Below are 24117 nucleotides of genomic sequence, written 5' to 3'. Positions count from 1 at the left end.
TATTCAAAAGACTTTAAGGTGAGGGTTTCCGTGTTATCGCCAGGATATGTTTTGATGGAACGCGTTTACCGAACCGATCTGAAGCTACTGCGCTATTTTCTGGCCGTGGCTGAGGAGCTTCATTTTGGCCGGGCTGCCGCCCGTCTCAATATGTCGCAGCCGCCGTTAAGCCTGCATATTAAAGAGCTGGAAAGCCAGTTGGGTACGTTGCTTTTTACTCGTCACTCGCGAAGCGTGGCGTTGACTCATGCGGGTAAAGTGCTGATGGAAGAGTCCCGCAGGTTGCTCGCCAGCGCAAACCAGGCGCTGGCGCGTGTCGAACAAATTGGCCGGGGTGAGGCAGGGCGTATTGAGCTGGGGATCGTCGGTACCGCCATGTGGAGTGAGGTGCGCACGGTAATGCGCACCTTTTTAAAAGCGCATCCGAATGTTGATGTTATCTTTCGGGAAAAGTCCCCGGTAATGCAGATGGCGCTGCTTGAGCGCCGGGAACTGGATGTCGGGATCTGGCGAATGGCGACTGAACCCACGGCAGGGTTTACCAGTATCCGGCTACGCGACGCCGCATTCCTGGTCGCGATGCCGGAAGATCACCGGTTAGTGGGAGAAACCACCATTACGCTAACCGACCTGCAGAACGAGTATTTTGTCACTATGCCGTCAGCGCATTCAGACTGGTCATTTTTACAGCGCGTATGTCAGCAGGCCGGCTTCTCTCCCTTGATTGTGCGTGAAGCTGTTGAGCCGCAGACGGTACTGGCGATGATCAGTATGGGAATGGGTATTACGCTGGCGGCAGACAGCTACGCGCAGATGCAATGGCCGGGCGTGGTGTTCCGCCCGCTAAAAGAGCGTATACCGGCAGATTTATATGTGGTGTATGACGAGAAACAGGCTACCCCAGCGGTAGATAAGTTGATAGCGACGCTGACGGCAGGGTAGGGTGTCAAAACGCAGATAGCAAAAAAGCGCCTTTAGGGCGCTTTTTTACATTGGTGGGTCGTGCAGGATTCGAACCTGCGACCAATTGATTAAAAGTCAACTGCTCTACCAACTGAGCTAACGACCCGAAATGGTGGGCGATGACGGGCTCGAACCGCCGACCCCCTCCGTGTAAAGGAGATGCTCTACCAACTGAGCTAATCGCCCATTTCGGAACTGCTGCGATAAGGTGAGAATGGTGGGCGATGACGGGCTCGAACCGCCGACCCCCTCCGTGTAAAGGAGATGCTCTACCAACTGAGCTAATCGCCCAATCTCAATTCTTATCTACACTGCGAGTCTACGTGAAGTAGATGGTGGGTGATGACGGGCTCGAACCGCCGACCCCCTCCGTGTAAAGGAGATGCTCTACCAACTGAGCTAATCACCCCCGCTGTGTGGAGTCGCATTATAGGGAGAGTTGAAAATGAGTCAACGCCTTTTCTAAAGTTTTTATTCGTTCGTCGTAAAATTAGACAAAACGATCGCAAAACGGGCTATGGCGCATGATTTCTAAACAAAAATCGTAATCTCCATCACGATACAGGGATCAACATTGAGGAATCGCCCCACAGTGATAGAATATTGCCCATTGTTTTTTCCCCAGGATTTGCCGATTGCCGGCATCTTTATAACGTAAGGCCATTTCATGAAAATCAAAACTCGCTTCGCGCCCAGCCCGACAGGCTATCTGCACGTCGGTGGTGCACGTACTGCTCTCTATTCCTGGCTTTTTGCACGCCACAACAAAGGTGAGTTTGTGCTGCGTATTGAGGACACCGATCTCGAGCGCTCCACGCCGGAAGCAATTGAAGCCATTATGGATGGTATGAACTGGCTGAATCTGGAGTGGGATGAAGGCCCGTATTTCCAGACCAAACGTTTTGACCGCTATAACGCTGTAATCGATGAGATGCTGGTCGCGGGTACTGCTTATAAGTGCTACTGCTCTAAAGAGCGTCTGGACGCGCTGCGTGAAGAGCAGATGGCAAACGGCGAAAAGCCGCGTTATGACGGCCGCTGCCGCCACGATCACAGTGAGCATGCTGCTGATGAGCCTTGTGTAGTGCGTTTTGCTAACCCGCAGGACGGCTCCGTTATCTTTGACGACCAGATCCGTGGCCCGATCGAATTCAGCAACCAGGAGCTGGACGATCTGATCATCCGCCGCACCGACGGTTCCCCAACCTATAACTTCTGCGTTGTAGTCGATGACTGGGACATGGAAATCACCCACGTTGTTCGTGGCGAAGACCATATCAACAACACGCCGCGCCAGATCAACATTCTGAAAGCGCTGAATGCGCCAGTGCCGGTGTATGCGCACGTATCCATGATCAACGGTGATGACGGTAAAAAACTGTCTAAACGTCATGGCGCAGTGAGCGTTATGCAGTACCGCGACGACGGCTATCTGCCGGAAGCGCTGTTGAATTATCTGGTGCGTCTGGGCTGGGCCCATGGTGACCAGGAAATCTTCAGCCGCGAAGAGATGATCGAACTGTTCTCACTGAGCTCGGTTAGTAAGTCTGCCAGTGCGTTCAATACCGAAAAATTGCAGTGGCTGAACCATCACTACATCAATACCATGCCGCCAGAGTATGTTGCGACCTATCTGCAGTGGCACATTGAGCAGGCCAACATTGATACCCGTACCGGCCCTGAGCTGGCAGATCTGGTGAAACTGCTCGGTGAGCGTTGCAAGACTCTGAAAGAGATCGCTGAAAGCTGCCGCTACTTCTATGAAGAGTTCGACGAGTTTGACGCTGACGCGGCGAAGAAACACCTGCGCCCGGTTGCACGTCAGCCGCTGGAAGTGGTACGCGACAAACTGGCTGCCATTACTGAATGGACGGCTGAGAATGTACATCACGCCATTCAGGCAACAGCGGATGAGCTGGAAGTGGGTATGGGTAAAGTCGGTATGCCACTGCGCGTCGCCGTTACCGGTGCAGGCCAGTCTCCGGCTCTGGACGTGACCGTTCATGCGATTGGAAAGTCACGCAGCGTGGCGCGTATCAACAAGGCGCTGGGCTTTATTGCTGAGCGCGAAAGCCAGCAATAACTCAGTCTGACAGATGAAAATGAAAAACGGCAGGGTGACCTGCCGTTTTTTTATGCGTGTAATTCAGCAATGCCGAGACGAGCAAGAAACCCTTGTATACCTTCGCGCTTTAGCAATACGTGAAGACGTTCCTGTTCGGTCTGGGTCATGTTTTCCAGCGAGTCAATTATTTGAGGGAGCAACGTTGATGGTGCTGATTCACCGTACAGAGACGGGGCTTCTGCCAGTTGGTAGATCGCCTGACGGCTACGAATGGCCGGGAGACTGATAATGTGCTCCTTCACTCGTGCATCAATATGAATCAGCCGTGCCCGCCCACCTTTCACGCCATTAATCCCTTCGGTTTTCCACCCTTTCTGGCGTATCCAGCGGTTAACCGTTTGTCTGGCTACACCCAGAGTGTCCGCCAGCTCTTCCGTGGTCATTTTATTGCGTAATTTTTTCATATCAGTTCTGGTCGCGAATCCCTAAACGTTGCAACAATCCGGTAATCCCTTCCCGCAGTAACAGCGATGTCATCTGCTTTTGCTCATCCGGCGTCATTTCATTTGCCAGTGTCAGAAGTAAAGTGTGGAGTGAACCTTCATGGTACGCGTTTTCCGGCATGTCAGGCATTTCGGATACCCGGCGTGCGCTGCGAATAAAATCACGCACTTTTTCATTCACATGCACCAGACGGGCTTTCCCACCCTGTACTCCTGGTTTTGGCGATGTAATCCAACCCTCTTTACGTACCCATTTATTGATGGTCTGGCGGCTATAGCCAGTGAGCAGGGCTAACTCTTCTGGCGTCATTCGTTCCTTGATCATGCAATTTCCTGAGTATTAGTGGGGTTAATTAGTGGTTCATTTTATAGCACCGTTTTACGTGAAAATGTGACAGGTTTAACTCCTGACTGCGAGCAGGCTCGCAAAGTGATTTATTTGCATGATTTTTCAGCGATTGAAAGGCTGTAATGGATTTTGACGTTGACACTCAGCAATGGAATTCATATTATGCCGCCCGTCAACATGACAGCTTTACGATGGGGCTATAGCTCAGCTGGGAGAGCGCTTGCATGGCATGCAAGAGGTCAGCGGTTCGATCCCGCTTAGCTCCACCAAACTCTGAACCCAACAGAGTACGGTATGTAAAGTCACATGTGGGGCTATAGCTCAGCTGGGAGAGCGCTTGCATGGCATGCAAGAGGTCAGCGGTTCGATCCCGCTTAGCTCCACCAAAATTCAGACCCTCGTCGAAAGACGGGGGTTTTTTTATGCCTTTGTAAAATCCCCTTTCACTTTTGTTGCCTGAAAGGGGATGTTTCTATACCTCACCACAATCTACATCAATAAACGGGTCTATAAATGGACTTGAACTTGATTCGCTCAATTAATAATCATATTATCCGCTGGGTCAAATAGTGCTGATGGATAAATAGATTATCTAACTTAATGAATAGAAAAGCTTACAATAATATAAACATATTTATAATTGCCCTGGCGCTATGCCTGGTTGCGGTGCCATTTTCCCGTTATATCTCTCCGCATGCTATTGTTAATGGGCATGATGTATATTTAGCGTGGTTACCGTTAAGTGTCATGCTGGCTGTTATTTTATTGTTTGGTCGTCGGGCAATTATTCCCGTTCTGTTAAGTTTTATCGTTACCAATGTTTATAGTTTTCATTTAACGGTACTGCAGCACGCGGTGTTGTTGTTTTGTCAGACCTTTCCTGCGTTTGCCGTCTGCGGTGTGATTCGCCTGATCCTGGGGAAGCGCTGGCGTTATGGTTTGCCCAATAAGTTCATCGGTATTCGTATTTTCTGGCTTGGTTTTATGTTGCCTGCAGGAATAAAACTGTCGATGTATCTGGCAGGATATTTATTTGATTTTCCACTGACTATCTCGACCTTCTTCGGTGAAGGAACAGCAATTTACAATGTGGTTGATATTCAAAGCCTGATTTGTGCCGTATTGATATTTACCATGATGTTCTATTATCCATTAAGAATGGCACTTAACCCCGGTTATGCCAGAATATTCTGGCGGGGGAGTGTTAAACCCATATTCTTTACTAAACAGCCTGTTTATATCTTTACCTGGTTGATGGTTCTGATCGCTGTGATTGCAATTCTGTGCATGCCTCTGCAATCAGCCATTATTGCCGGTTATCTTATGCCGGTGATTTTTATCCTGTTTACCCTGGGGATCAGTCGTCTGAGCTATGCTCTTATCTCTCTGCTCTGGGCTGCATCTGCATTCCTGTTATTAACCTATAACTTTCTTAATGGTGTCGAATCAGGACACTCGCTCTCCTTTATCCTGTCGGTACTGATCTCTTTTGCTATCTGTTTGCTCTACATGTCGCGGATCTACCGCAGAAGCGAATGGCTGAAGCAGGGCTGGCAGGAGAGGGCGTTAACCGATCCATTGACGGGGTTACCCAATATTCGTGCGCTTGAAGACTACCTGTTCGTTCATCCTGACGCTAAAGTGTGCTGTCTGCGGATGGACAACCTGGAGTTTTTGAGCCGTCACTATGGCATTCTCATGCGGGTCCACTGCAAACGGATGATTACGACATCTCTGCAGCCATTATTGCAGAAAGATGAGAAGCTCTTTCAGCTGCCAGGAAGCGAGCTGGTGCTGGTATTGCTGGGGCCAGAAACTGCTGAACGCCTGCAACATATGGTCGACCAACTGAACAGCCGCAAGATTTTCTGGAACAATACCGGGCTGGATATTGAGTTTGGTGCCTCCTGGGGCAAGGTGGAGAATGGTGAAACGTTGCATCATACGCTGGGGCAACTGAGCTGGCTGGCCGAGCAATCATGCGGTGCGCATAACGTTCTGGCACTGACAAATAGCCTTGAAGCTGCCTCGGGACAAACGACGGAACGGGTTCTGATGTTAGGGCGGGTTAAGCATGCTCTGGAGGCAGGCAAATTTCACTTATATGCACAACCGATCCAAAACGCCGATGGCAACGGGTACTATGAAATTCTGACGCGTATGGAAAGTGAGGGAGAGATTCTGTCACCCGATCGCTTTATCCCGTTGATTGCTCAGTTTAACCTCAGCCACCAGTTCGATCTGAGCGTCGTGGAGAAATTACTGGTGTGGCTTCACGAACACCCTGCGACGCATGCGGGTACCCGTTTTTCTGTCAACCTGATGCCGCTGACGCTGATGCAAAAAGAGGTGGCCAGCGAGATAATCGCGCTCTTTGAACGCTATGCTGTTGCCCCTCAGGCTGTCGTTATTGAGATCACCGAAGAGCAGGCATTTTCCAATTCAGGAAGCAGCATCAAAAATATCCAGCAACTTCGGGATTACGGTTTCCGTATTGCGATTGATGATTTCGGTACCGGGTATGCCAACTACGAGCGCCTCAAGCGTCTGCAGGCAGACATCATTAAGATTGACAGCTGCTTTGTGAACGATATTTGCACCGATAGCATGGATGCCATGATCGTGCAGTCAATTTGCAATCTGGCGAAAACGAAAGCGCTCTGTGTGGTTGCCGAATATGTGGAAACACCAGCGCAGCGGGAGATGTTGCTACGCTTTGGTGTGGACTATCTGCAGGGCTACCTGATAGGCAAGCCCACGCCGCTTAGCAAATTACGGGCATAAAAAAACCAGGAGCATTGGCTCCCGGTTTTTGTCAGTTGTTCTGATTACAGTACCAGTGCTGCAATAGAGGCAGACAGTACGCTCACCAGGGTAGAGCCGTAAACCAGCTTCAGGCCGAAGCGAGAAACAACGTTACCCTGTTCTTCGTTCAGACCTTTAATCGCACCGGCGATAATACCGATGGACGAGAAGTTCGCGAAGGAAACCAGGAATACGGAGATGATGCCTTCCGCGCGTGGAGAGAGCGTGCTGGCAATTTTCTGCAGATCCATCATGGCCACGAATTCGTTAGAAACCAGTTTGGTTGCCATGATACTGCCCACCTGCAGCGCTTCGTGAGCCGGAACACCCATTACCCATGCAACAGGGTAGAAGATATAGCCCAGAATGCCCTGGAAGGAGATACCCAGAACCGCCGCGAACAGGGCGTTCAGGGCAGAAATCAGGGCAATAAAGCCGATCAGCATTGCAGCAACGATAATCGCCACTTTGAAACCAGCCAGAATATACTCACCCAGCATTTCGAAGAAGCTCTGACCTTCGTGCAGATTTGCCATCTGCAGGTTCTCTTCGCCTTCTTCAACACGGTATGGGTTGATCAGAGACAACACAATAAAGGTGCTGAACATGTTCAGAACCAGCGCGGCAACCACGTATTTCGGTTCCAGCATCGTCATGTACGCACCCACGATAGACATGGAAACGGTGGACATTGCTGTTGCTGCCATCGTGTACATACGGTTACGGGACATTTTACCGAGAATGTCTTTATACGCGATGAAGTTCTCAGACTGACCCAGGATCAGTGAGCTTACGGCGTTGAACGATTCCAGTTTACCCATACCGTTGACTTTGGACAGCACGGTACCAATGGCGCGAATAACGACAGGCAGCACGCGGATGTGTTGCAGAATACCGATAAGCGCGGAGATGAAAACGATAGGGCACAGCACTTTCAGGAAGAAGAATGCCAGGCCATCGTCATTCATTTTACCGAAGACAAAGTTAGTCCCTTCGTTGGCGAATCCGAGCAGTTTTTCGAACATTTCGGAGAAGCCTTTCACGAAGCCGAGCCCCACGTTGGAGTTCAGGAAGAACCACGCGAGTAAAACTTCAATAACGAGAAGCTGAACAACAAAGCGGATGCGGATTTTTTTCCGGTCATGACTGACCAGTAACGCAAGCGCAGTAACGACAACAAGTGCCAGTACAAAATGAAGGACGCGGTCCATATTTGCTCCAAATATGAGGCAGGTTTAATTTTCATGCACATTCTATGTAACAAGCGTAAAGAAAACGAGATCAAAGCCACACTATAGTCACATCCTGTGATGAGTCTCAAAAATAGTGATCAACAAGACATTTTTGTTATGTTAGGTAAATGAGTGAAAAGTTAAGTTTGTGTGCTAGTCTTCACCAAAGACTGTGCGATTTCATTTTCTGTACGATCGCTCCAGCGTACCTGCCCCATCTATCGTTCAATACTATCAGAGAAATCACTATAAACTTTCCAAATGATCTTGATAATCATTCTCATTTTGATAGCATTAAACATAGCAAAGGCTATATTTCCAGAGGCAGAAATGACAAACAGTCGCGTAGAGGGTAGCAGTGGCAGAGCAACGCGCAAGTTGCGGTTCGCATTAATGGGACCCGCGTTCATTGCTGCTATTGGTTACATCGATCCGGGTAATTTTGCGACCAACATTCAGGCCGGGGCCAGCTTCGGCTATAAGCTGCTGTGGGTGGTTGTCTGGGCTAACCTGATGGCAATGCTGATTCAGATGCTCTCGGCAAAGCTGGGGATTGCCACGGGGAAAAACCTGGCGGAGCAAATCCGTGACCATTATCCTCGTCCGGCAGTATGGCTGTACTGGATCCAGGCCGAAATCATCGCAATGGCAACTGACCTCGCTGAATTTATTGGGGCGGCTATCGGTTTTAAGCTGATCCTCGGGGTGTCGCTGTTGCAAGGGGCCGTGCTGACCGGGATCGCCACCTTCCTTATTCTGATGCTACAGCGTCGGGGGCAAAAACCGCTGGAAAAAGTTATCGGCGGACTGCTGTTGTTTGTTGCTGCGGCGTATATCGTCGAGCTGATTTTCTCGCAGCCAGACCTGGCGCAGCTCAGTAAAGGGATGGTGATCCCGAGCCTGCCAACCTCTGAAGCTGTGTTCCTGGCCGCCGGGGTGCTGGGGGCGACCATCATGCCGCATGTTATTTACCTTCACTCTTCCCTCACGCAGCATCTGCACGGTGGGACGCGTCAACAACGTTACTCGGCAACTAAATGGGATGTGGCTATTGCCATGACCATTGCCGGTTTTGTAAACCTGGCGATGATGGCAACCGCTGCCGCCGCTTTCCACTTTAACGGACACACGGGTATTGCCGATCTCGATCAGGCCTACCTGACGCTGGAGCCGTTACTGAGCCATGCTGCCGCGACGATATTTGGCCTGAGCCTGGTGGCGGCTGGCCTCTCTTCCACGGTCGTGGGGACGCTGGCAGGGCAGGTTGTCATGCAGGGTTTCGTGCGTTTCCATATTCCACTGTGGATACGTCGCTCCGTCACCATGCTGCCCTCATTCATCGTGATTCTGATGGGACTTGATCCGACCCGGATACTGGTGATGAGCCAGGTGCTGCTGAGTTTTGGTATTGCACTGGCGCTGGTACCGCTGCTGATGTTTACCAGCGACAAATCTCTGATGGGCGATCTGGTTAACACGACACTGGTGAAAAGAGCCGGGTGGGCTATCGTGGTGGTGGTGGTGGCGCTGAACATGTGGTTGTTGGTTGGTACAGCGTTAGGACTCTAAAAAGAAAAAGGAGCCGAAAGGCTCCTTTTTGCTGTTAGTGGTGATGACCGTGTCCGTGACCTCTGCCGCCACCCCAGTCGCCACGACGGTCACTACGATCGTCCCAGCCTTCACGGTAACCACGCTCATACGCGTTGTTTTTATACCAGCCGCGATGGCGACCGTTATCATGTTTCCACCAGCGGTCATCACGCCATTCATAATGACGGTGCCAGTAGTCACGGTCGCGCCAGTAGCCACCGTCCCAGTATCTGCCGTAGTCGTCACGATCGCCAATTTGTAATTTAATTGATGGCAACAGGGTGATTTCGCCGGCATTGGCGACCAGCGGGGCTGAAGCCAGTAACACCGCTGCAAGAATCAGTGACCTGAACATACTTTTCTCCTTCACGATCGGGGCCGCTGTGCGGCCTGTTAACGTAATTTTACGAGTTGGTAAAGCCTCGTTTCATCACCTCAATTCCTAATTCATGAATGAGAGCACCTTTTGCTAAAAGTGGTTTTATTTTGAGCTGTTCAGAATTACTTCAATGGCGGTGAGTTCATCTGCTGAAAAGTGGCGATTTTCCAGCATGCCAACGGCGTCATCAATCTGCGCCGTTTTACTGGCACCAATTAGCACGGAGGTCACGGCGTCATGGCGTAATACCCAGGCCAGCGCCATCTGCGATAGCTTTTGACCGCGGCTTTCAGCCAGCGTGTTCAGCTTACGAACCTTTTCCAGCTTCTCTTCGGTGATCTGTTCAGGATTCAGGAACTTGCTACCGCTGGCTGCACGTGAGTCTGCCGGAATGCCATTCAGATAGCGATTGGTCAACTGACCACCTGCCAGTGGTGAGAAGGGAATACAGCCGACACCTTTTTCCTGTAATACGCTCAGTAAACCGTCTTCTGGCGCACGTTCAAACATGGAATATTTCGGCTGGTGGATAAGACATGGGGTACCGAGATCCTCCAGAATCTCAATGGCCTGCCGGGCCAGATCCGCAGGATAGTTGGACAAACCGACATACAGGGCTTTGCCCTGACGCACCAGATGATCGAGCGCTTTCATTGTCTCCTGCAGCGGCGTTTCCGGGTCGGGACGGTGATGATAGAAGATATCGACATACTCCAGCCCCATGCGCTTCAGGCTCTGATCCAGGCTGGAGATCAAATACTTGCGCGAGCCCCAGTCACCGTAAGGACCATCCCACATGGTATAACCCGCTTTTGTCGACACAATCAGCTCGTCGCGCCAGGGCAGGAAATCTTCCTGTAAAATACGGCCAAAATTACGTTCGGCTGAACCCGGAGGCGGGCCATAGTTGTTGGCGAGATCAAAATGGGTGATGCCAAGATCGAAGGCGCGCTGTAAAAGTTGACGGCTGTTTTCGATGAGCGTGGTGTCGCCGAAATTATGCCAAAGTCCAAGCGAGATGGCGGGTAACGTGAGTCCGCTACGCCCGCAGCGGCGATACTGCATTGTCTGATAACGATTTTTGTCCGGCTGATAACCCATTCTCGTGACCTCTGGCAATGAAAAGAAAAAAGAGTGTATGCGTTTACACTAACGTGAAGAAAAAGAGAATAGCGCAGCCTTTTTTGTAAAGCATTCTTTCCATCCCCTTCTTATTGCCATTTCTGGACAGTCATCACGCTTCTTTAATACTCAAAGTGAGGTCAACATAAGAAGGATACCTGTCATGCGTACCCCATACTGCGTCGCCGATTACCTGCTGGACCGTCTTACAGATTGTGGTGCCGATCATCTGTTTGGCGTGCCGGGCGACTATAACCTGCAGTTTCTCGACCACGTGATAGCCAGCCCGGATATCTGTTGGGTGGGCTGTGCAAATGAGCTGAACGCAGCATACGCTGCCGACGGCTATGCCCGATGTAAAGGCTTTTCCGCGCTGCTGACGACGTTCGGTGTCGGAGAATTAAGTGCCATGAATGGCATCGCAGGCAGCTTTGCCGAATATGTTCCGGTGTTACACATTGTCGGTGCGCCGGGTATGGCGTCACAGCAAAGAGGGGAGTTATTGCACCATACGTTAGGTGATGGTGAGTTCCGCCACTTTTATCATATGAGCGAGCCTATCACTGTCGCGCAGGCGGTTCTTACCGAACAAAATGCCTGTTATGAAATCGACCGGGTGCTCACGACCATGCTGCGGGAACGTCGCCCTGGCTACCTGATGTTACCTGCCGACGTGGCAAAAAAAGCCGCCACACCGCCTGTAAGCGCTCTCACAGTGAAGCCTGTTCATGCCGATAATGCCTGTCTGAAAGCATTTCGCGATGCTGCCGGAAACAAACTGGCTATGAGCAAACGTACTGCGCTGTTAGCCGACTTCCTTGTTCTGCGTTATGGTCTGAAGCATGCGCTGCAGAAATGGGTGAAGGAGGTGCCTATGGCGCATGCGACTATGCTGATGGGGAAAGGGATATTCGACGAGCGGCAGACCGGTTTTTACGGGACATACAGTGGCTCAGCGAGTACGGGGACGGTAAAAGAGGCAATTGAAGGCGCTGACACCGTGCTATGTATCGGTACCCGCTTTACCGATACACTGACGGCCGGTTTTACCCATCAGCTTGCCACGGCGCAAACGATAGAAGTGCAGCCTCATGCTTCGCGCGTCGGTGATGTCTGGTTTACCGGCATCCCCATGCTGCAGGCGATTGAGACGCTGGTGGAGCTCTGCAAACAGCACGTACACAATCACCCTGTACCATCTTCTCACAGCGGTTTTTCCTTCCCGCAGCCGGATGGTTCGCTCACACAGGAAAACTTCTGGAACACGCTGCAAACCTTTATTCGTCCCGGTGACATTATCCTTGCCGACCAGGGAACCTCTGCCTTCGGGGCGTTTGTATTGCGCTTGCCTGCCGATGTGAATTTTATCGTCCAGCCTCTCTGGGGGTCGATTGGTTACACGCTGGCGGCGGCCTTTGGTGCGCAGACGGCGTGTCCGAACCGGCGCGTCATTGTGCTCACCGGAGATGGTGCGGCGCAGCTGACCATTCAGGAGCTTGGCTCAATGCTGCGTGATAAACAGCATCCCATTATTCTGGTGCTTAATAACGAAGGGTACACGGTTGAAAGGGCGATCCACGGGCCAGAGCAACGGTATAACGACATTGCGTTGTGGAACTGGACACAAATTCCACAGGCACTCAGCCTGGATCCTCAGGCCGAGTGCTGGCGGGTCAGTGAAGCGGAACAACTGGCGAACGTCCTCGAAAAAGTGGCGCACCACGAGCGACTCTCGCTGATTGAGGTCATGCTGCCAAAAGCGGATATTCCACCGCTGCTGGGAGCCATTACCAAAGCGCTGGAGGCGCGCAACCGCGCCTGATTATTTGTCGTTTCTCCAGGCCATCATCATCGGTTTGCCCGCCAGCAGGAGCCAGGCGGGCAACATCACGATACAGAGCAGGGGGAACAGCGTGGAATCAGGTACCACTACGGCGGCCATAAACAGACTCAGCCACGCATCGCGAGTGACCACCAGAACCAACCCCAGAATGGAGCATGAAACGGTAATCGCCGCCGGAACAGCCTCCACATGTTCATGCAACATCAAACCCAGCGCCACGCCGACAAAGACCGCCGGGAAAATACGCCCGCCGCGAAAACCACATGCCGCTGCCACCACCAGTGCTGCCAGTTTTATCAGCGCAAACAGCAGATAATCTGACACGTTAAATACCTGGCTGAATGCCAGCTGTTGCATTTCATCGAGGCCCTTAAATAGCGTCACTGTTCCGCCGATAGCCCCTAAAATCCCCAACATCAGACCTCCGGCACCCAGAATCAGTACCGGATGTTTGAGTCTGTGAATCAGCCGGTGCAGGCGTGGAAGGCACCATACCGCGACCATGCCCAGTGCAATGGCGATAGCCACCACAATCGCACCGCTGAAAATATCGGCTATCTGCATCTGGCCGTAATGGGGTAAAGAGAGTGAAAAATGGGGATGGAAAAACAGGCTGGTGGTGAGAGCCCCGGCAGCGGCTGCCATCAGTGGAGCAAAGAGTCTGTCCCAGAGCGGTACGTCGCTATTGCCGCTGAGCGTCTGAGAGAAAATCAGCGCGGCAGCGACGGGCGTTCCGAACAGCGCACCAATGGTGCCGGCTGAGGCCAGGATCGTCCAGTCCAGTGCGCCGACGCGGGGGAAAATGCGTGAACCAAGAAAAACCGCCAGGCCAATGTTGACCGCCATGATCGGATGTTCTGGCCCCAGACTGACGCCGCCCGCCAGACCTAAAATCAGGGCGATAATCAACCCCGGCAGGGCCGAAGGGGTGACCGGAGCACCGATCAGGGGTTCCTGCGCTGGATCTGGCCCGGCGTGTCCCGGGCTAAAACGAATGACCAGACCCACGGCAATACCGGTTAACGTCAGCATCAAAATGATCCATGCCGGAGAATCAAAGCTGATACCGAGTTTTGCGGGGAGTGAAGTCCATAACATCGTTTGCAGCACCGACGCGACTTTCATCACGACGATGAGCACCATACTTGAGGCAACGCCAATAATTAACGCCGGGATTGCCAATAACAGCATGGTTCTGGCTCGCGGGTGGAGCATGATGATTTCCTTGTACAAAACGGTATAACGTTACTTTGCACAATCAGCCCTGGCGCAATAATGCAAAAGGTGCTGAAACGGTAAAGTGATTCTGTGATGAAGATCGATAATCCTGGGGCATTCACCTTCCGGTCGTTGTTGTTATCACGCCTTGAATTTACAGTGTCCCAAAGATTTATTCTGACTTTAGCGGAGCAGTAGAAGAATGACAAAGTATGCTTTGGTAGGTGATGTAGGCGGCACGAACGCGCGCCTTGCATTATGCGATGTACATAGCGGTGAAATTTCCCAGGCGAAAACCTATTCAGGGCTGGACTACCCAAGCCTGGAAGCTGTTGTTCGCGTTTATCTCGATGAGCATAAGACTAGTGTTGAAGATGGCTGCATCGCCATTGCCTGCCCGATTACCGGTGACTGGGTGGCGATGACTAACCATACCTGGGCATTCTCCATTACCGAAATGCAGAAGAACCTCGGCTTTGCGCATCTTGAAATCATCAATGACTTTACCGCAGTTTCAATGGCAATTCCGATGCTGAAGCCAGAGCACCTGATCCAGTTTGGCGGCACTGCACCGGTAGAAGGTAAGCCGATTGCCGTTTACGGAGCGGGTACCGGTCTGGGCGTGTCGCACCTGGTTCACGTTAATCAGCGCTGGGTGAGCCTGCCGGGTGAAGGGGGGCACGTGGATTTTGCACCAAACAGTGAAGAAGAGGGCATCATCCTCGAAGAACTGCGTGCCGAGATCGGCCACGTTTCTGCTGAACGCGTGCTTTCTGGCCCGGGGCTGGTGAACCTGTATCGTGCAATTGTGATATCTGACGGTCGTCTGCCGGAAAATCTGCAGCCGAAAGACGTGACCTCGCGTGCGCTGGCGGACAGCTGCATCGACTGCCGTCGCGCATTGTCGCTGTTCTGCGTCATTATGGGGCGTTTTGGCGGCAACCTGGCGCTGAATCTCGGCACCTTTGGTGGCGTCTATATCGCAGGTGGGATCGTGCCGCGTTTCCTCGATTTCTTTAAAGCCTCAGGTTTCCGCGGCGGTTTCGAAGACAAAGGGCGCTTCAGAAGTTACGTGCAGGACATTCCTGTGTACCTGATTGTGCATGATAACCCTGGCCTGCTTGGCTCGGGCGCACATCTTCGTCAGGTTCTGGGTCAGATCCTCTGACATCTGTTACCCTCTCCTGCGGGAGAGGGCGTTTCCCTTACAGGTGCATCAGCTGGCGGAATTCTTTCACCTTGCTGCGGCTCACCGGCACCTGAAAATCGAGATCCTTCAGACGCAAAATGTAGGTGTTGTTAAACCAGGGCTCGATCTCGCGGATCTTATTTAAATTCACGCAAAACGAACGGTGACAGCGGAAGAAGTGCGCCGTCGGCAGTTTGCTGCAAAACTCGGTGATGTTCATCGCCATCACATACGATTCACGCCGTGTGTAGACAAACGTCATCTTTTCATGCGCTTCGGCATAGTAGATATCGTCGATGGGCGTCACGATGATACGTTCATCCTTGACCAGATTAATGGTGTCATTCTCACGGACCGTCGGGCTGGTGTTTGCAGGTGCGGTCTGCTGCTGCCATGCCGCTTCCAGTTTTTGCAGCATGCTGATAATGCGTGATTCCTGGTAAGGTTTAAGGATGTAGTCAAACGCTTCCAGTTCAAAAGCCTCTACAGCGTGCTCTTTCCAGGCGGTAACAAAGACAATAAACGGTTTATTGGCAAACTGGTTGATGTTTTGCGCCAGCAACACGCCGTCCAGCGACGGAATGTTGATATCGAGAAAAATGGCGTCGACCCGGTTGTGCTGCAAAAACTTCAGCACGTCCAGACCATCTTCAAAGGTGCCGACAATCTCCATCTGGCTATGCGTTTTGATAAGCCAGCTCAGCTCCTGTTGAGCCAGAATCTCATCTTCCACAATGATGACTTTCATGTGTTACTCCGGCCTATGGCAACAGTGATGCCGGTGCATGAACGGGGGAGCGTTCATTCGGAACGTAAAAAGCGATTTCGGTGCCAGGCTCAAGACGGCGAATATGCAGTCCGTCGCCATACAGCAGTTTGACCCGGTGATGCACATTCAGTAACCCAATTTTATTACCCGGCATCTCGTTTGATTCAACGCGTTCAATCACTTTCGGGTCGATACCGTGTCCGGTATCGCGCACCGCAATGCGCACGCGGTTGCCGCTCTCAGTCACGCTGATGGTGACCACGCCTTTCCCTTTACACGGCTGAATACCGTGGACAATCGCGTTTTCAACCAGCGGCTGAATCAGCAGGCTTGGGATCACGCAGTTGACCTCTTCATCAATATCATAAATGACCGTGAGCTTGTCGCCGAAGCGAGCCTGCTCAATCGCAATGTAGTCTTTGATTTGATAAAACTCTTTTTTGATGTCGATCTGCTCGTCATCTTTCAGCTCAATGTTGTAGCGCAGATAGCGCGACAGGTTAAAAATCAGCTGGCGCGCGGTGTCCGGATTGAGGCGAATGGAGGAGGAAATCGCATTCAGCGCGTTGAACAGAAAATGGGGATTTATTTTACTTTGCAGCGCGCGTAACTCTGCCTTATTTGCCATCTCGCGCAGCTGCTCCGCGCGAGACACTTCCAGCTGGGTGGAGATAATCTGTGACAACCCGATGGCCATCTCCTGCAGTGAGGAGGTGATCTGGTGTGCATGGCAGTAGTAAATCTTCAGCGTGCCCGTCACGACCCCTTTCTCCCACAGGGGGATCACCAGCATGGAGTGGATTTCTGGTGTTCTGTAGGCTTCATCATTGTTTTTAATGATGATTTTACCGTAATTGATCGCCTGCTTTGTGGTTGGGCTGATGGTGTCATCGTTATCGTGGTAGTTATGTTCGCCTACACCTACGTAGGCCAGCACGCGGTCGATATTGGTAATGGCGACGGCATCGGCGTGAATATCGCGGCGAATGATATCGCAGACCTGGCGCAAGGATTCAGCGTTAACGTGGCGGAACAGCGGCAGCGTTTTGTTGGCGATATCGAGCGCCAGCTTGGCCTGACGCGCGGCGCTGGCCTCTTTTTCCCCTTCGACGCTTTGCACCAGTAACACAATAAAACCGATGCAGACGCTGCCGAGGATCATCGGAATGCCGATTTTCGAGACAATATCCAGACCCAGAGCCGTGGTGGGTGCCAGGACCACCACTAGGATCATGGTCAGCGTTTCACACGCCATACCTGCGATGATCCCGGCGCGCCAGCGCTGTTTTTTCGGCACTTTGCGGCTAATCCAGCCAGAGAGCACCCCGGCAATAATGCTGGTAATAAAGCACGGAATCGCCGTCACACCGCCGATATCAATCAGGTAACGGTGGGTACCGGCAATAATCCCCGTAATCACCCCCACCCACGGGCCGAATAAAATACCGCCAGACATCACTGCGATAATACGTACGTTGACCAGAGAGCCTTCTACCGGAACCCCAGACCAGGTACTGAACAGGGCAAACAGCGAAAAGATGGCCGTGACGGCCAGAAGCTCTTTTGGCGAGTGTGCAGACTTGTGCAATAGCTCGCGGAACAGGCGAATGCGAATGAGGAAGAACAGGCAAATCAGCATTAATGCCGCACGGTCAAAAACCGCGAGGAGCATATCGAATATTTCGTGCACGAGAGAACCAGCAAAAACGGGAAAGAACCATGATAAAAAACCTGGCGCGTATTGACCAGCTATTCACCTGGTTTATCAAATGGGGAAAAACCATGACTTTCAAAGGGGATAGTTTATGGGAGCCTGAAGACGCCGGATTTTTTATTGGTGGCGAAGGCTGAGGTAACGGGTTTGATATCATCATGTTAAATAACAGGTATTAAAAATACACATTAAGAGGAACAGCTTCCGCATTTAGGCGCAGCAGGGTTCCTGTTTTAACGCGATCTCTTTTTTTTAATTTCCCTCTCGACAGCACGTTTTTTTTCAGGTTATTTTCTAAGCATGCCACATCGGTGGCAGCGTCGCTCGGACGGTCCGGGCGCTAACGTTAATCTGAGGAATCTATGGCTGAATTCAGTCCTGAACGCCGTTTCACGCGTATCGATCGTCTCCCCCCTTATGTTTTCAATATCACTGCTGAACTGAAAATGGCTGCGCGTCGGCGCGGCGAAGACATTATTGATTTCAGCATGGGTAACCCCGACGGCCCTACGCCACCACATATTGTTGAGAAATTATGTACGGTTGCCCAGCGTCCCGATACGCATGGCTACTCAACGTCTCGCGGCATTCCCCGATTACGTCGTGCTATCTCCCGCTGGTACCAGGATCGCTATCAGGTGGATATTGATCCTGAAAGCGAAGCCATTGTTACCATCGGTTCGAAAGAGGGGCTGGCACACCTGATGCTGGCGACGCTGGATCATGGCGATACCGTTCTGGTGCCGAACCCAAGCTATCCAATCCACATCTACGGTGCGGTGATTGCCGGGGCGCAGGTTCGTTCTGTGCCGCTGGTCGAAGGGGTCGATTTCTTTAACGAGCTGGAACGTGCTATCCGTGAAAGTTATCCGAAACCAAAGATGATGATCCTCGGTTTTCCGTCGAACCCAACGGCACAGTGCGTCGAGCTGGATTTCTTCGAGAAGGTCGTCGCGCTGGCTAAACGTTATGACGTGCTGGTGGTTCATGATTTAGCCTATGCCGATATTGTATATGACGGCTGGAAAGCGCCTTCGATTATGCAGGTTCCGGGCGCACGTGATGTGGCGGTGGAGTTCTTCACCCTGTCGAAAAGTTACAATATGGCGGGCTGGCGCATTGGCTTTATGGTGGGTAACAAGACGCTGGTCAATGCACTGGCACGGATTAAGAGTTACCACGACTATGGCACCTTTACACCGCTTCAGGTGGCTGCCATTGCCGCCCTGGAGGGCGATCAGCAGTGTGTCCATGAGATTGCCGCCCAGTATAAACGTCGTCGAGATGTGCTGGTAAAAGGTTTGCATGAAGCTGGCTGGATGGTGGAAATGCCGAAAGCGTCCATGTACGTCTGGGCAAAAATCCCTGAGCCGTATGCAGCAATGGGGTCGCTGGAGTTTGCCAAGAAGCTGCTACAGGATGCGAAGGTGTGCGTCTCTCCGGGTATTGGCTTTGGTGATTATGGCGACACCCATGTGCGATTTGCACTGATTGAAAACAGCGATCGTATTCGTCAGGCGGTGAGGGGCATCAAGAGTATGTTCCGGGCCGACGGGCTTCTCTCATCAAAGAGCGTCGCTGAACATCCCGAGTTGTAACGACATAAAAAAACAGGAGCCAACGGCTCCTGTTCTTTTAACTGCGTTTGCTTTGCTAGATCATCAGGGCAAAGGTTCCGGCCCACACTAAAACAATCACCGAAATGCCCATAAAGAAATATTTCACGTTTCATCGCTCCGCGTATCTTATGGTACGCATTGAAAAACAGAGTCCACCTGATGATAGAGAGCTGGAATTGGGCGCTTACAATGCCGCTAACTCCAGCTCAGAATTCTGCGCTTCCCGCTGCCAGACGGCGCTAATGTACGCCTAAATATGAGGGGTGACAAGAGGGGATTTTTTAAATAATTTCCGTTACTTACGAGTGTCGTGGAACGGCGACAGTTTGATTTCAGCACGCAATAAATAGGTGTTGAGCGACGTAAAGAAAAAACAGTTACTCAGGGTAATTACAGGTGATTGAAAAGGTTAGTTTCCTGGCGAAACTAACCTTCTGAACGGGCTTAAATATAGAGTGAGGATTCGCCAAGCGGACGCGTTTTAAAGCGGCGGTGCATCCACAGATACTGCTCAGGCGCGCGCATAATCTCTTTTTCAATCACTTTGTTGATAAACGCTGCGGCCTCACATTCCTTTTCCGGGTAGTTAGCCATTTCAGGCGAAATGTGCAGACGATAACCTGACTTATCCGCTTTTCTCACCATTGTCACGGTCAACATGGCGGAACCCGACAGACGCGAAATCACAAAGGTACCGTTGGTCGTGGCGACATCTTTAACCGCAAAGAAGGGGGCAAAGCTGCTGCCTTTACGTCCATAATCCTGGTCCGGGGCAAACCAGACGGCTTCGCCTTTCTTCAGGGCTCCGACCATACCGCGCAGGTTATTGCGGCTGATCATTGCCTTGTTGGAACGCATGCGACCGCGCGTTTGCACCCACTCCATCAGCGGGTTGTTGTGCGGGCGATAGGTTGCCATCATCGGCTGACACAGCCCCATCACGCGGCCACCCAGCTCCAGTGACATAAAGTGAACGCCAACAACCATCACGCCACGGTTTTGCATCTGCGCGCGTTTCAGGTTATCCAGGCCTTCCACATCAAACCATTTGCGGACACGCTCATCGGGCCAGAACCAGGCCATCCCGGTTTCAAGCAGCGCCATCCCGATTGATTTGAAGTTTTCAGAAATGAGTTTTTCACGCTCTTCGGCATTGTACTGCGGGAAGCAAAGTTCAATGTTTTTGCGCGCAATAGATTCACGACGTTTGAGGAAATAGCGAGATGCGCTGCCCAGTTTTGAACCCAACAGACGCAGCACAGGGTAGGGCAGTTGCACCAACAACCAAAGAACGCCAAGACCAAACCATGTAAACCAGTAACGCGGGTGTAAAAACGCACGTTCAAATTTGGATTGAGACAAGATAGTGGAACCTATGTAAAGCCTGTAAAGGTAGCGCAGAATTCGCGATACGACGTGCCGATAAGACCGTTGTTCAAGGTGATGGTTGCAGGCTTTACCGAACTTTACGGCGTTACCTGGCCACTGCTGACGTTGGGTGGGCGGCGTAATGTAGCACCGTTATACGATATGTGCTATTACTCTTTTTTGATTAAAAAAGCGGCAGTGTGAAAGGTGATTGATTTGTTTGTTTTTTAATCATGGACAGATACCCGATGGTACCTATCCATGTATTCATGAGGGTGATGAATTACGCGTTAAAGGCCGCGTCTCCGGGTTGTACCTGCTTGTACCACGCCATCAGTTCGGCTGTTCCGGCTTCACCTTCGGCGGGAGCCCAGGCCGCGAAATCCTGTTCAGCAACGGGTTGATAACCACCGTGTTTGACTTCAAAGATAACGCCACCGTGATCCAGTGACAGCACGGCGTGCCAGGTTCCTGCATCCATCTCCAGCGCCATACACTCTTCACCCAGTACGGTGCGGCGGGTGACGATACCGTTGTCGTCAAAATTCAGTACCACAAAGCGCCCGCTGAGGGGAAGCAACAGTTCAAAGGTATGCGGGTGACGATGGGGACGGATATAGGTACCTGGCTCCATCGCAATGGCCAGACGCTGAACGGCGTCGCTCAGTTCCGGGTGAAAATTACGATGAGCACGTAAGCGCGGAGAGTTTACCGCTGCTTCACTTTGTTGCTTCAAATCGCTAAAGGTGATTTGTTTCATTTAAGCCGCCTGAGATGGATACAGAGTCAGTGTGTTCGGGTTGAACGAAAGAGTGTACGGGAAGGGGGAAGAATAGTCATGGTGTCCCCTGCAGGAATCGAACCTGCAACTAGCCCTTAGGAGGGGCTCGTTATATCCATTTAACTAAGGGGACGAAGCGGCACGAGTATAGCGTTATTTGCACTTTGCGTTAAGCGCACAACCACCTGACTGCTTAAAGAGTCACCATTCAGGCCGATTTTTTTGCTGATTTATCATTATTTTCCTCATTTCTGGTTTCTCTCTTCACTTTTTTTGCGCGTGGATTTCCGTCATCGCAGCCCAGGATTAGGGAGACGCTGGTGGTGAAGCGCAGTCAGCTTTGCCTGGCAGCCGTGGGGATGCTCTTAAATTACCGGCGATGGCAACAAAGGCGATACATCTCTTTCAAAGTTATTATAAAATTCCCGGCGAAACGAAACCTTAAAGCCAGGCTATGCTGAGATCAGAGTGACGGTGATTACTGCCCGTAATTGTGTTCGTGGACATCGGTAAACGTGCTGTTACAATCGCTTGCACGTGTACAGACGGAGCGCCAGATGCTCCGTTACGGATGGCAATCAACGATAGCCATACTGAACAGGGAGATATTTATGAAACTTCGGCTGTCGGCGCTTGCGCTGAGCGCAACGGTGCTTGTGGGTTGTGCCAGCACTGGAGAACAAACGGGACGCTCCGATCCTCTCGAAGGATTTAACCGTACCATGTACAGCTTCAACTATAACGTGCTGGATCCATATGTTATCCGTCCGGTAGCGGTTGCATGGCGTGACTACGTTCCCCAGCCTGCACGTAACGGGTTGAGCAATTTCACCAGTAACCTGGAAGAGCCTGCGGTGATGGTGAACTACTTCCTGCAAGGCGACCCGTACCAGGGGATGGTGCATTTTACCCGCTTCTTCCTGAACAGCCTGTTAGGGATGGGTGGCTTTATTGATGTTGCCGGTATGGCTAACCAGAAGCTACAGCGCGAGCAGCCTCACCGCTTCGGCAGTACTCTGGGCAATTATGGCGTTGGTTACGGCCCGTACATGCAGTTACCGTTCTACGGTAGCTTTACGCTCCGTGATGATGGCGGCGATATGGTGGATACGCTGTATCCGGTGCTGTCGTGGCTGACCTGGCCGCTGTCGATTGGTAAATGGACGGTGGAAGGGATTGAAACACGTGCGCAGCTGCTCGACTCTGATGGTCTGCTGCGTCAGTCTTCTGATCCATACATCATGGTGCGTGAAGCCTACTTCCAGAACCATGACTTTATTGCCAATGGCGGCAAGCTGAAGCCGGAAGAGAATCCAAACGCGAAGGCTATCGAAAACGAACTAAAAGATATTGATTCGCAGTAAATAAAAAAGGTGAGCAATGCTCTAATGCCAGTCAGTTAAGCAACTGACTGGCCCTTTTTCGGGGCTGTGGGGTATCTCCAGGGCCTCTCATTTACTACCCTCGGGAAGGCCCTTTCCCTTCTTGTCGGCAACCTGACCATCTGCCCCATACTTTCCAGATCACGCATTAGCTCAGGGATACGACCTGGTGACGCGCCCTGCAGGGTCATCAGCATTCTCATGACCATTCCGCATGATTCTGAGAAGCTCAGCTGATTCGGCCAGTATCCTTTCAGATGTCCCGCCATCTTAATTATCTGATATCTCACCAGATTATACGCCAGTAACACGCCCCACAGTTCCTGTTTACTTCTCAGCGTCAGCCTGCTCAGCTGCATCGTCTGTTTTATTGTAAGCGTAAAGCCAGCACCGTATGTAGCCATTAAGCCAGTGCTGGTAACTTAGACGCCCACCTGTTACAGACGGACATCTAAGTATGGAATCCCAATCCTGGCGAAAAGAACCCCGTAAAAATTATCCCAATGACTTCAAGCTTCGTATGGTCGAACTGGCCTCCCGCCCCGGTGCCTGCGTTGCTCAGATTGCCCGTGAAAACGGCGTCAATGATAACGTCATCTTCAAATGGCTTCGGCTCTGGCAGGATGAAGGCCGCATATCACGTCGCCTCCCGGCAACGGTCGAAGCTTCACCATCACCGATGATGCTGCCTGTCGAAGTGATACCTAACCCAGCGCCAACAGGTGAGACGAACACAGCTCCGGATCAGCTCTCAACGTTGAATGCCACCTCCTGTTGTGTTGAGTTCCGTCACAGCAAAATGACGCTTGAGAACCCGTCACCAGAGTTGCTTGCCGTGCTGCTTCGTGAGCTGACCGGGAGAAGCCAGTGATATCCCTTCCGTCAGGCACCCGTATCTGGCTGGTTGCCGGGGTCACCGATATGCGAAAATCGTTCAATGGTCTGGGCGAGTTAGTACAGCATGCCCTTGAGGAAAACCCCTTCTCCGGTCACCTGTTTATCTTCCGTGGCCGCAAAGGCGATACCGTGAAGATCCTCTGGGCTGATGCTGACGGCCTGTGCCTGTTTACCAAACGGCTGGAAGAAGGCCAGTTCATCTGGCCTGCTGTACGCGATGGCAAAATCGCCATCACCCGCTCACAACTCGCCATGCTCCTCGATAAGCTGGACTGGCGTCAGCCAAAAACAGCCCGCCTTAACTCACTGACAATGTTGTAAAAAGAGCA

Annotated in this window: 22 protein-coding genes, 7 tRNA genes and 1 pseudogene; 13 read left to right on the top strand and 17 right to left on the bottom strand. The window is 51.7% G+C overall.

The features are described 5' to 3' along the window. Positions 1 to 54 precede the first annotated feature (54 nt). On the top strand, positions 55 to 942 hold the full coding sequence (locus HV318_RS07215; protein WP_182272196.1) for a LysR family transcriptional regulator: 888 nt from the start codon (positions 55 to 57) through the stop codon (positions 940 to 942). Positions 943 to 993: 51 nt separating this feature from the next. On the opposite strand, the gene HV318_RS07210 is transcribed toward HV318_RS07215, so the two are convergent. The 4 genes from HV318_RS07210 to HV318_RS07195 form a co-directional block, all read right to left on the bottom strand. Beyond that, positions 994 to 1069 (bottom strand) — tRNA-Lys (locus HV318_RS07210). A gap of 4 nt (positions 1070 to 1073) precedes the next feature. Further along, positions 1074 to 1149: transfer RNA gene (locus HV318_RS07205), tRNA-Val, on the bottom strand. 29 nt (positions 1150 to 1178) lie between these two features. After that, a tRNA-Val gene (locus tag HV318_RS07200) sits at positions 1179 to 1254 on the bottom strand. 42 nt (positions 1255 to 1296) lie between these two features. Continuing rightward, positions 1297 to 1372, bottom strand: a tRNA-Val gene (locus tag HV318_RS07195). A gap of 258 nt (positions 1373 to 1630) precedes the next feature. Here HV318_RS07195 and gltX point away from each other — a divergent pair. Beyond that, positions 1631 to 3046, top strand: a complete 1416-nt coding sequence (gene gltX, locus HV318_RS07190; protein WP_182272195.1) for a glutamate--tRNA ligase — start codon at positions 1631 to 1633, stop codon at positions 3044 to 3046. A 50-nt stretch (positions 3047 to 3096) separates the two neighbouring features. Here the strand turns inward: gltX and HV318_RS07185 are convergent, their stop codons facing one another. Both HV318_RS07185 and HV318_RS07180 read right to left on the bottom strand, forming a co-directional pair. Continuing rightward, on the bottom strand, positions 3097 to 3492 hold the full coding sequence (locus tag HV318_RS07185; protein ID WP_182272194.1) for a YfeC-like transcriptional regulator: 396 nt from the start codon (positions 3490 to 3492) through the stop codon (positions 3097 to 3099). 1 nt (position 3493) lies between these two features. Continuing rightward, positions 3494 to 3856 carry a YfeC-like transcriptional regulator gene (locus tag HV318_RS07180; protein WP_182272193.1) on the bottom strand — a complete coding sequence of 121 codons (363 nt, stop codon included), beginning with the start codon at positions 3854 to 3856 and terminating at the stop codon, positions 3494 to 3496. Between the two features lie 217 nt (positions 3857 to 4073). On the opposite strand from HV318_RS07180, the gene HV318_RS07175 reads away from it, so the two are divergent. From HV318_RS07175 to HV318_RS07165, 3 genes are all read left to right on the top strand, one after another. Beyond that, positions 4074 to 4149: transfer RNA gene (locus tag HV318_RS07175), tRNA-Ala, on the top strand. A gap of 41 nt (positions 4150 to 4190) precedes the next feature. After that, positions 4191 to 4266 (top strand) — tRNA-Ala (locus tag HV318_RS07170). 214 nt (positions 4267 to 4480) lie between these two features. Next, positions 4481 to 6664, top strand: coding sequence for a sensor domain-containing phosphodiesterase (locus HV318_RS07165; RefSeq protein ID WP_182272192.1), 2184 nt, complete (start codon positions 4481 to 4483; stop codon positions 6662 to 6664). A gap of 44 nt (positions 6665 to 6708) precedes the next feature. Here the strand turns inward: HV318_RS07165 and HV318_RS07160 are convergent, their stop codons facing one another. Continuing rightward, positions 6709 to 7896 carry a NupC/NupG family nucleoside CNT transporter gene (locus HV318_RS07160; RefSeq protein WP_182272191.1) on the bottom strand — a complete coding sequence of 396 codons (1188 nt, stop codon included), beginning with the start codon at positions 7894 to 7896 and terminating at the stop codon, positions 6709 to 6711. A 351-nt stretch (positions 7897 to 8247) separates the two neighbouring features. Here HV318_RS07160 and HV318_RS07155 point away from each other — a divergent pair, with 351 nt between their 5' ends. Beyond that, positions 8248 to 9486: an Nramp family divalent metal transporter gene (locus HV318_RS07155; RefSeq protein WP_182272190.1), complete on the top strand. Its 1239-nt coding sequence runs from the start codon at positions 8248 to 8250 to the stop codon at positions 9484 to 9486. Between the two features lie 34 nt (positions 9487 to 9520). On the opposite strand, the gene HV318_RS07150 is transcribed toward HV318_RS07155, so the two are convergent. Then, positions 9521 to 9862: a DUF2502 domain-containing protein gene (locus HV318_RS07150; protein WP_182272189.1), complete on the bottom strand. Its 342-nt coding sequence runs from the start codon at positions 9860 to 9862 to the stop codon at positions 9521 to 9523. 126 nt (positions 9863 to 9988) lie between these two features. After that, complete coding sequence (gene mgrA, locus HV318_RS07145) at positions 9989 to 10987, bottom strand: L-glyceraldehyde 3-phosphate reductase (protein WP_182272188.1); 999 nt, start codon at positions 10985 to 10987, stop codon at positions 9989 to 9991. A 184-nt stretch (positions 10988 to 11171) separates the two neighbouring features. On the opposite strand from mgrA, the gene ipdC reads away from it, so the two are divergent. Further along, complete coding sequence (ipdC, locus tag HV318_RS07140; protein WP_182272187.1) at positions 11172 to 12830, top strand: indolepyruvate decarboxylase; 1659 nt, start codon at positions 11172 to 11174, stop codon at positions 12828 to 12830. Here the strand turns inward: ipdC and HV318_RS07135 are convergent, their stop codons facing one another. Beyond that, a complete protein-coding gene (locus tag HV318_RS07135; protein WP_182272186.1) occupies positions 12831 to 14066 on the bottom strand; it encodes an ion channel protein in 1236 nt (411 codons plus the stop codon). Positions 14067 to 14271: 205 nt separating this feature from the next. Between HV318_RS07135 and glk the strand changes: the two genes are divergently transcribed. Then, positions 14272 to 15237, top strand: a complete 966-nt coding sequence (gene glk, locus HV318_RS07130; protein ID WP_182272185.1) for a glucokinase — start codon at positions 14272 to 14274, stop codon at positions 15235 to 15237. 37 nt (positions 15238 to 15274) lie between these two features. Here glk and HV318_RS07125 read toward each other — a convergent pair whose 3' ends face one another. Beyond that, entirely contained in the window at positions 15275 to 16006 is a 732-nt protein-coding gene (locus HV318_RS07125; RefSeq protein ID WP_182272184.1) for a LytR/AlgR family response regulator transcription factor, read from the bottom strand. A 13-nt stretch (positions 16007 to 16019) separates the two neighbouring features. Then, positions 16020 to 17717, bottom strand: coding sequence for a sensor histidine kinase (locus tag HV318_RS07120; protein ID WP_182272183.1), 1698 nt, complete (start codon positions 17715 to 17717; stop codon positions 16020 to 16022). 29 nt (positions 17718 to 17746) lie between these two features. Here HV318_RS07120 and HV318_RS24330 point away from each other — a divergent pair, with 29 nt between their 5' ends. Further along, on the top strand, positions 17747 to 17878 hold the full coding sequence (locus HV318_RS24330; protein WP_269062536.1) for a hypothetical protein: 132 nt from the start codon (positions 17747 to 17749) through the stop codon (positions 17876 to 17878). A 225-nt stretch (positions 17879 to 18103) separates the two neighbouring features. Continuing rightward, complete coding sequence (gene alaC, locus HV318_RS07115) at positions 18104 to 19339, top strand: alanine transaminase (protein WP_182272182.1); 1236 nt, start codon at positions 18104 to 18106, stop codon at positions 19337 to 19339. Positions 19340 to 19394: 55 nt separating this feature from the next. On the opposite strand, the gene ypdK is transcribed toward alaC, so the two are convergent. The 4 genes from ypdK to HV318_RS07095 form a co-directional block, all read right to left on the bottom strand. Beyond that, positions 19395 to 19466 (bottom strand): membrane protein YpdK, encoded by a 72-nt coding sequence (gene ypdK / locus HV318_RS07110; RefSeq protein WP_099458937.1) that lies wholly within the window; start codon positions 19464 to 19466, stop codon positions 19395 to 19397. A gap of 338 nt (positions 19467 to 19804) precedes the next feature. After that, positions 19805 to 20725: a kdo(2)-lipid IV(A) palmitoleoyltransferase gene (gene lpxP / locus HV318_RS07105; RefSeq protein ID WP_182274552.1), complete on the bottom strand. Its 921-nt coding sequence runs from the start codon at positions 20723 to 20725 to the stop codon at positions 19805 to 19807. A 286-nt stretch (positions 20726 to 21011) separates the two neighbouring features. After that, positions 21012 to 21488, bottom strand: a complete 477-nt coding sequence (locus HV318_RS07100) for a WbuC family cupin fold metalloprotein (RefSeq protein ID WP_182272181.1) — start codon at positions 21486 to 21488, stop codon at positions 21012 to 21014. Between the two features lie 79 nt (positions 21489 to 21567). Beyond that, positions 21568 to 21642, bottom strand: a tRNA-Arg gene (locus tag HV318_RS07095). 478 nt (positions 21643 to 22120) lie between these two features. On the opposite strand from HV318_RS07095, the gene mlaA reads away from it, so the two are divergent. Next, positions 22121 to 22873: a phospholipid-binding lipoprotein MlaA gene (gene mlaA / locus HV318_RS07090; RefSeq protein WP_182272180.1), complete on the top strand. Its 753-nt coding sequence runs from the start codon at positions 22121 to 22123 to the stop codon at positions 22871 to 22873. A 35-nt stretch (positions 22874 to 22908) separates the two neighbouring features. Here mlaA and HV318_RS07085 read toward each other — a convergent pair. Continuing rightward, a pseudogene (locus HV318_RS07085) lies at positions 22909 to 23262 on the bottom strand (IS4 family transposase); the annotation flags it as partial. 86 nt (positions 23263 to 23348) lie between these two features. On the opposite strand from HV318_RS07085, the gene tnpA reads away from it, so the two are divergent. After that, entirely contained in the window at positions 23349 to 23762 is a 414-nt protein-coding gene (tnpA, locus tag HV318_RS07080; RefSeq protein WP_182271313.1) for an IS66-like element accessory protein TnpA, read from the top strand. Continuing rightward, positions 23759 to 24109 (top strand): IS66 family insertion sequence element accessory protein TnpB, encoded by a 351-nt coding sequence (gene tnpB / locus HV318_RS07075; RefSeq protein ID WP_135699773.1) that lies wholly within the window; start codon positions 23759 to 23761, stop codon positions 24107 to 24109. Before tnpA ends, tnpB begins: the two co-directional genes overlap by 4 nt. Positions 24110 to 24117 lie beyond the last annotated feature (8 nt).

Origin of the sequence: Enterobacter sp. RHBSTW-00901 (assembly GCF_014103115.1) — a bacterium.
GTDB lineage: Bacteria > Pseudomonadota > Gammaproteobacteria > Enterobacterales > Enterobacteriaceae > Enterobacter > Enterobacter cloacae_P.
This window is presented reverse-complemented; position numbering and strand designations above follow the sequence as displayed.

What these genes read in the sequence shown, in the direction of transcription:
- alaC (WP_182272182.1), top strand. Translation starts at nt 18,104, where the DNA reads ATGGCTGAATTCAGTCCTGAACGCCGTTTCACGCGTATCGATCGTCTC.
- HV318_RS24330 (WP_269062536.1), top strand. Translation starts at nt 17,747, where the DNA reads ATGATAAAAAACCTGGCGCGTATTGACCAGCTATTCACCTGGTTTATC.
- HV318_RS07160 (WP_182272191.1), bottom strand. Translation starts at nt 7,896, where the DNA reads ATGGACCGCGTCCTTCATTTTGTACTGGCACTTGTTGTCGTTACTGCG.
- HV318_RS07215 (WP_182272196.1), top strand. Translation starts at nt 55, where the DNA reads ATGGAACGCGTTTACCGAACCGATCTGAAGCTACTGCGCTATTTTCTG.
- mgrA (WP_182272188.1), bottom strand. Translation starts at nt 10,987, where the DNA reads ATGGGTTATCAGCCGGACAAAAATCGTTATCAGACAATGCAGTATCGC.
- HV318_RS07135 (WP_182272186.1), bottom strand. Translation starts at nt 14,066, where the DNA reads ATGCTCCACCCGCGAGCCAGAACCATGCTGTTATTGGCAATCCCGGCG.
- HV318_RS07155 (WP_182272190.1), top strand. Translation starts at nt 8,248, where the DNA reads ATGACAAACAGTCGCGTAGAGGGTAGCAGTGGCAGAGCAACGCGCAAG.
- HV318_RS07165 (WP_182272192.1), top strand. Translation starts at nt 4,481, where the DNA reads ATGAATAGAAAAGCTTACAATAATATAAACATATTTATAATTGCCCTG.
- glk (WP_182272185.1), top strand. Translation starts at nt 14,272, where the DNA reads ATGACAAAGTATGCTTTGGTAGGTGATGTAGGCGGCACGAACGCGCGC.
- mlaA (WP_182272180.1), top strand. Translation starts at nt 22,121, where the DNA reads ATGAAACTTCGGCTGTCGGCGCTTGCGCTGAGCGCAACGGTGCTTGTG.
- HV318_RS07185 (WP_182272194.1), bottom strand. Translation starts at nt 3,492, where the DNA reads ATGAAAAAATTACGCAATAAAATGACCACGGAAGAGCTGGCGGACACT.
- HV318_RS07100 (WP_182272181.1), bottom strand. Translation starts at nt 21,488, where the DNA reads ATGAAACAAATCACCTTTAGCGATTTGAAGCAACAAAGTGAAGCAGCG.
- HV318_RS07180 (WP_182272193.1), bottom strand. Translation starts at nt 3,856, where the DNA reads ATGATCAAGGAACGAATGACGCCAGAAGAGTTAGCCCTGCTCACTGGC.
- gltX (WP_182272195.1), top strand. Translation starts at nt 1,631, where the DNA reads ATGAAAATCAAAACTCGCTTCGCGCCCAGCCCGACAGGCTATCTGCAC.
- tnpA (WP_182271313.1), top strand. Translation starts at nt 23,349, where the DNA reads ATGGAATCCCAATCCTGGCGAAAAGAACCCCGTAAAAATTATCCCAAT.
- HV318_RS07125 (WP_182272184.1), bottom strand. Translation starts at nt 16,006, where the DNA reads ATGAAAGTCATCATTGTGGAAGATGAGATTCTGGCTCAACAGGAGCTG.
- HV318_RS07150 (WP_182272189.1), bottom strand. Translation starts at nt 9,862, where the DNA reads ATGTTCAGGTCACTGATTCTTGCAGCGGTGTTACTGGCTTCAGCCCCG.
- ipdC (WP_182272187.1), top strand. Translation starts at nt 11,172, where the DNA reads ATGCGTACCCCATACTGCGTCGCCGATTACCTGCTGGACCGTCTTACA.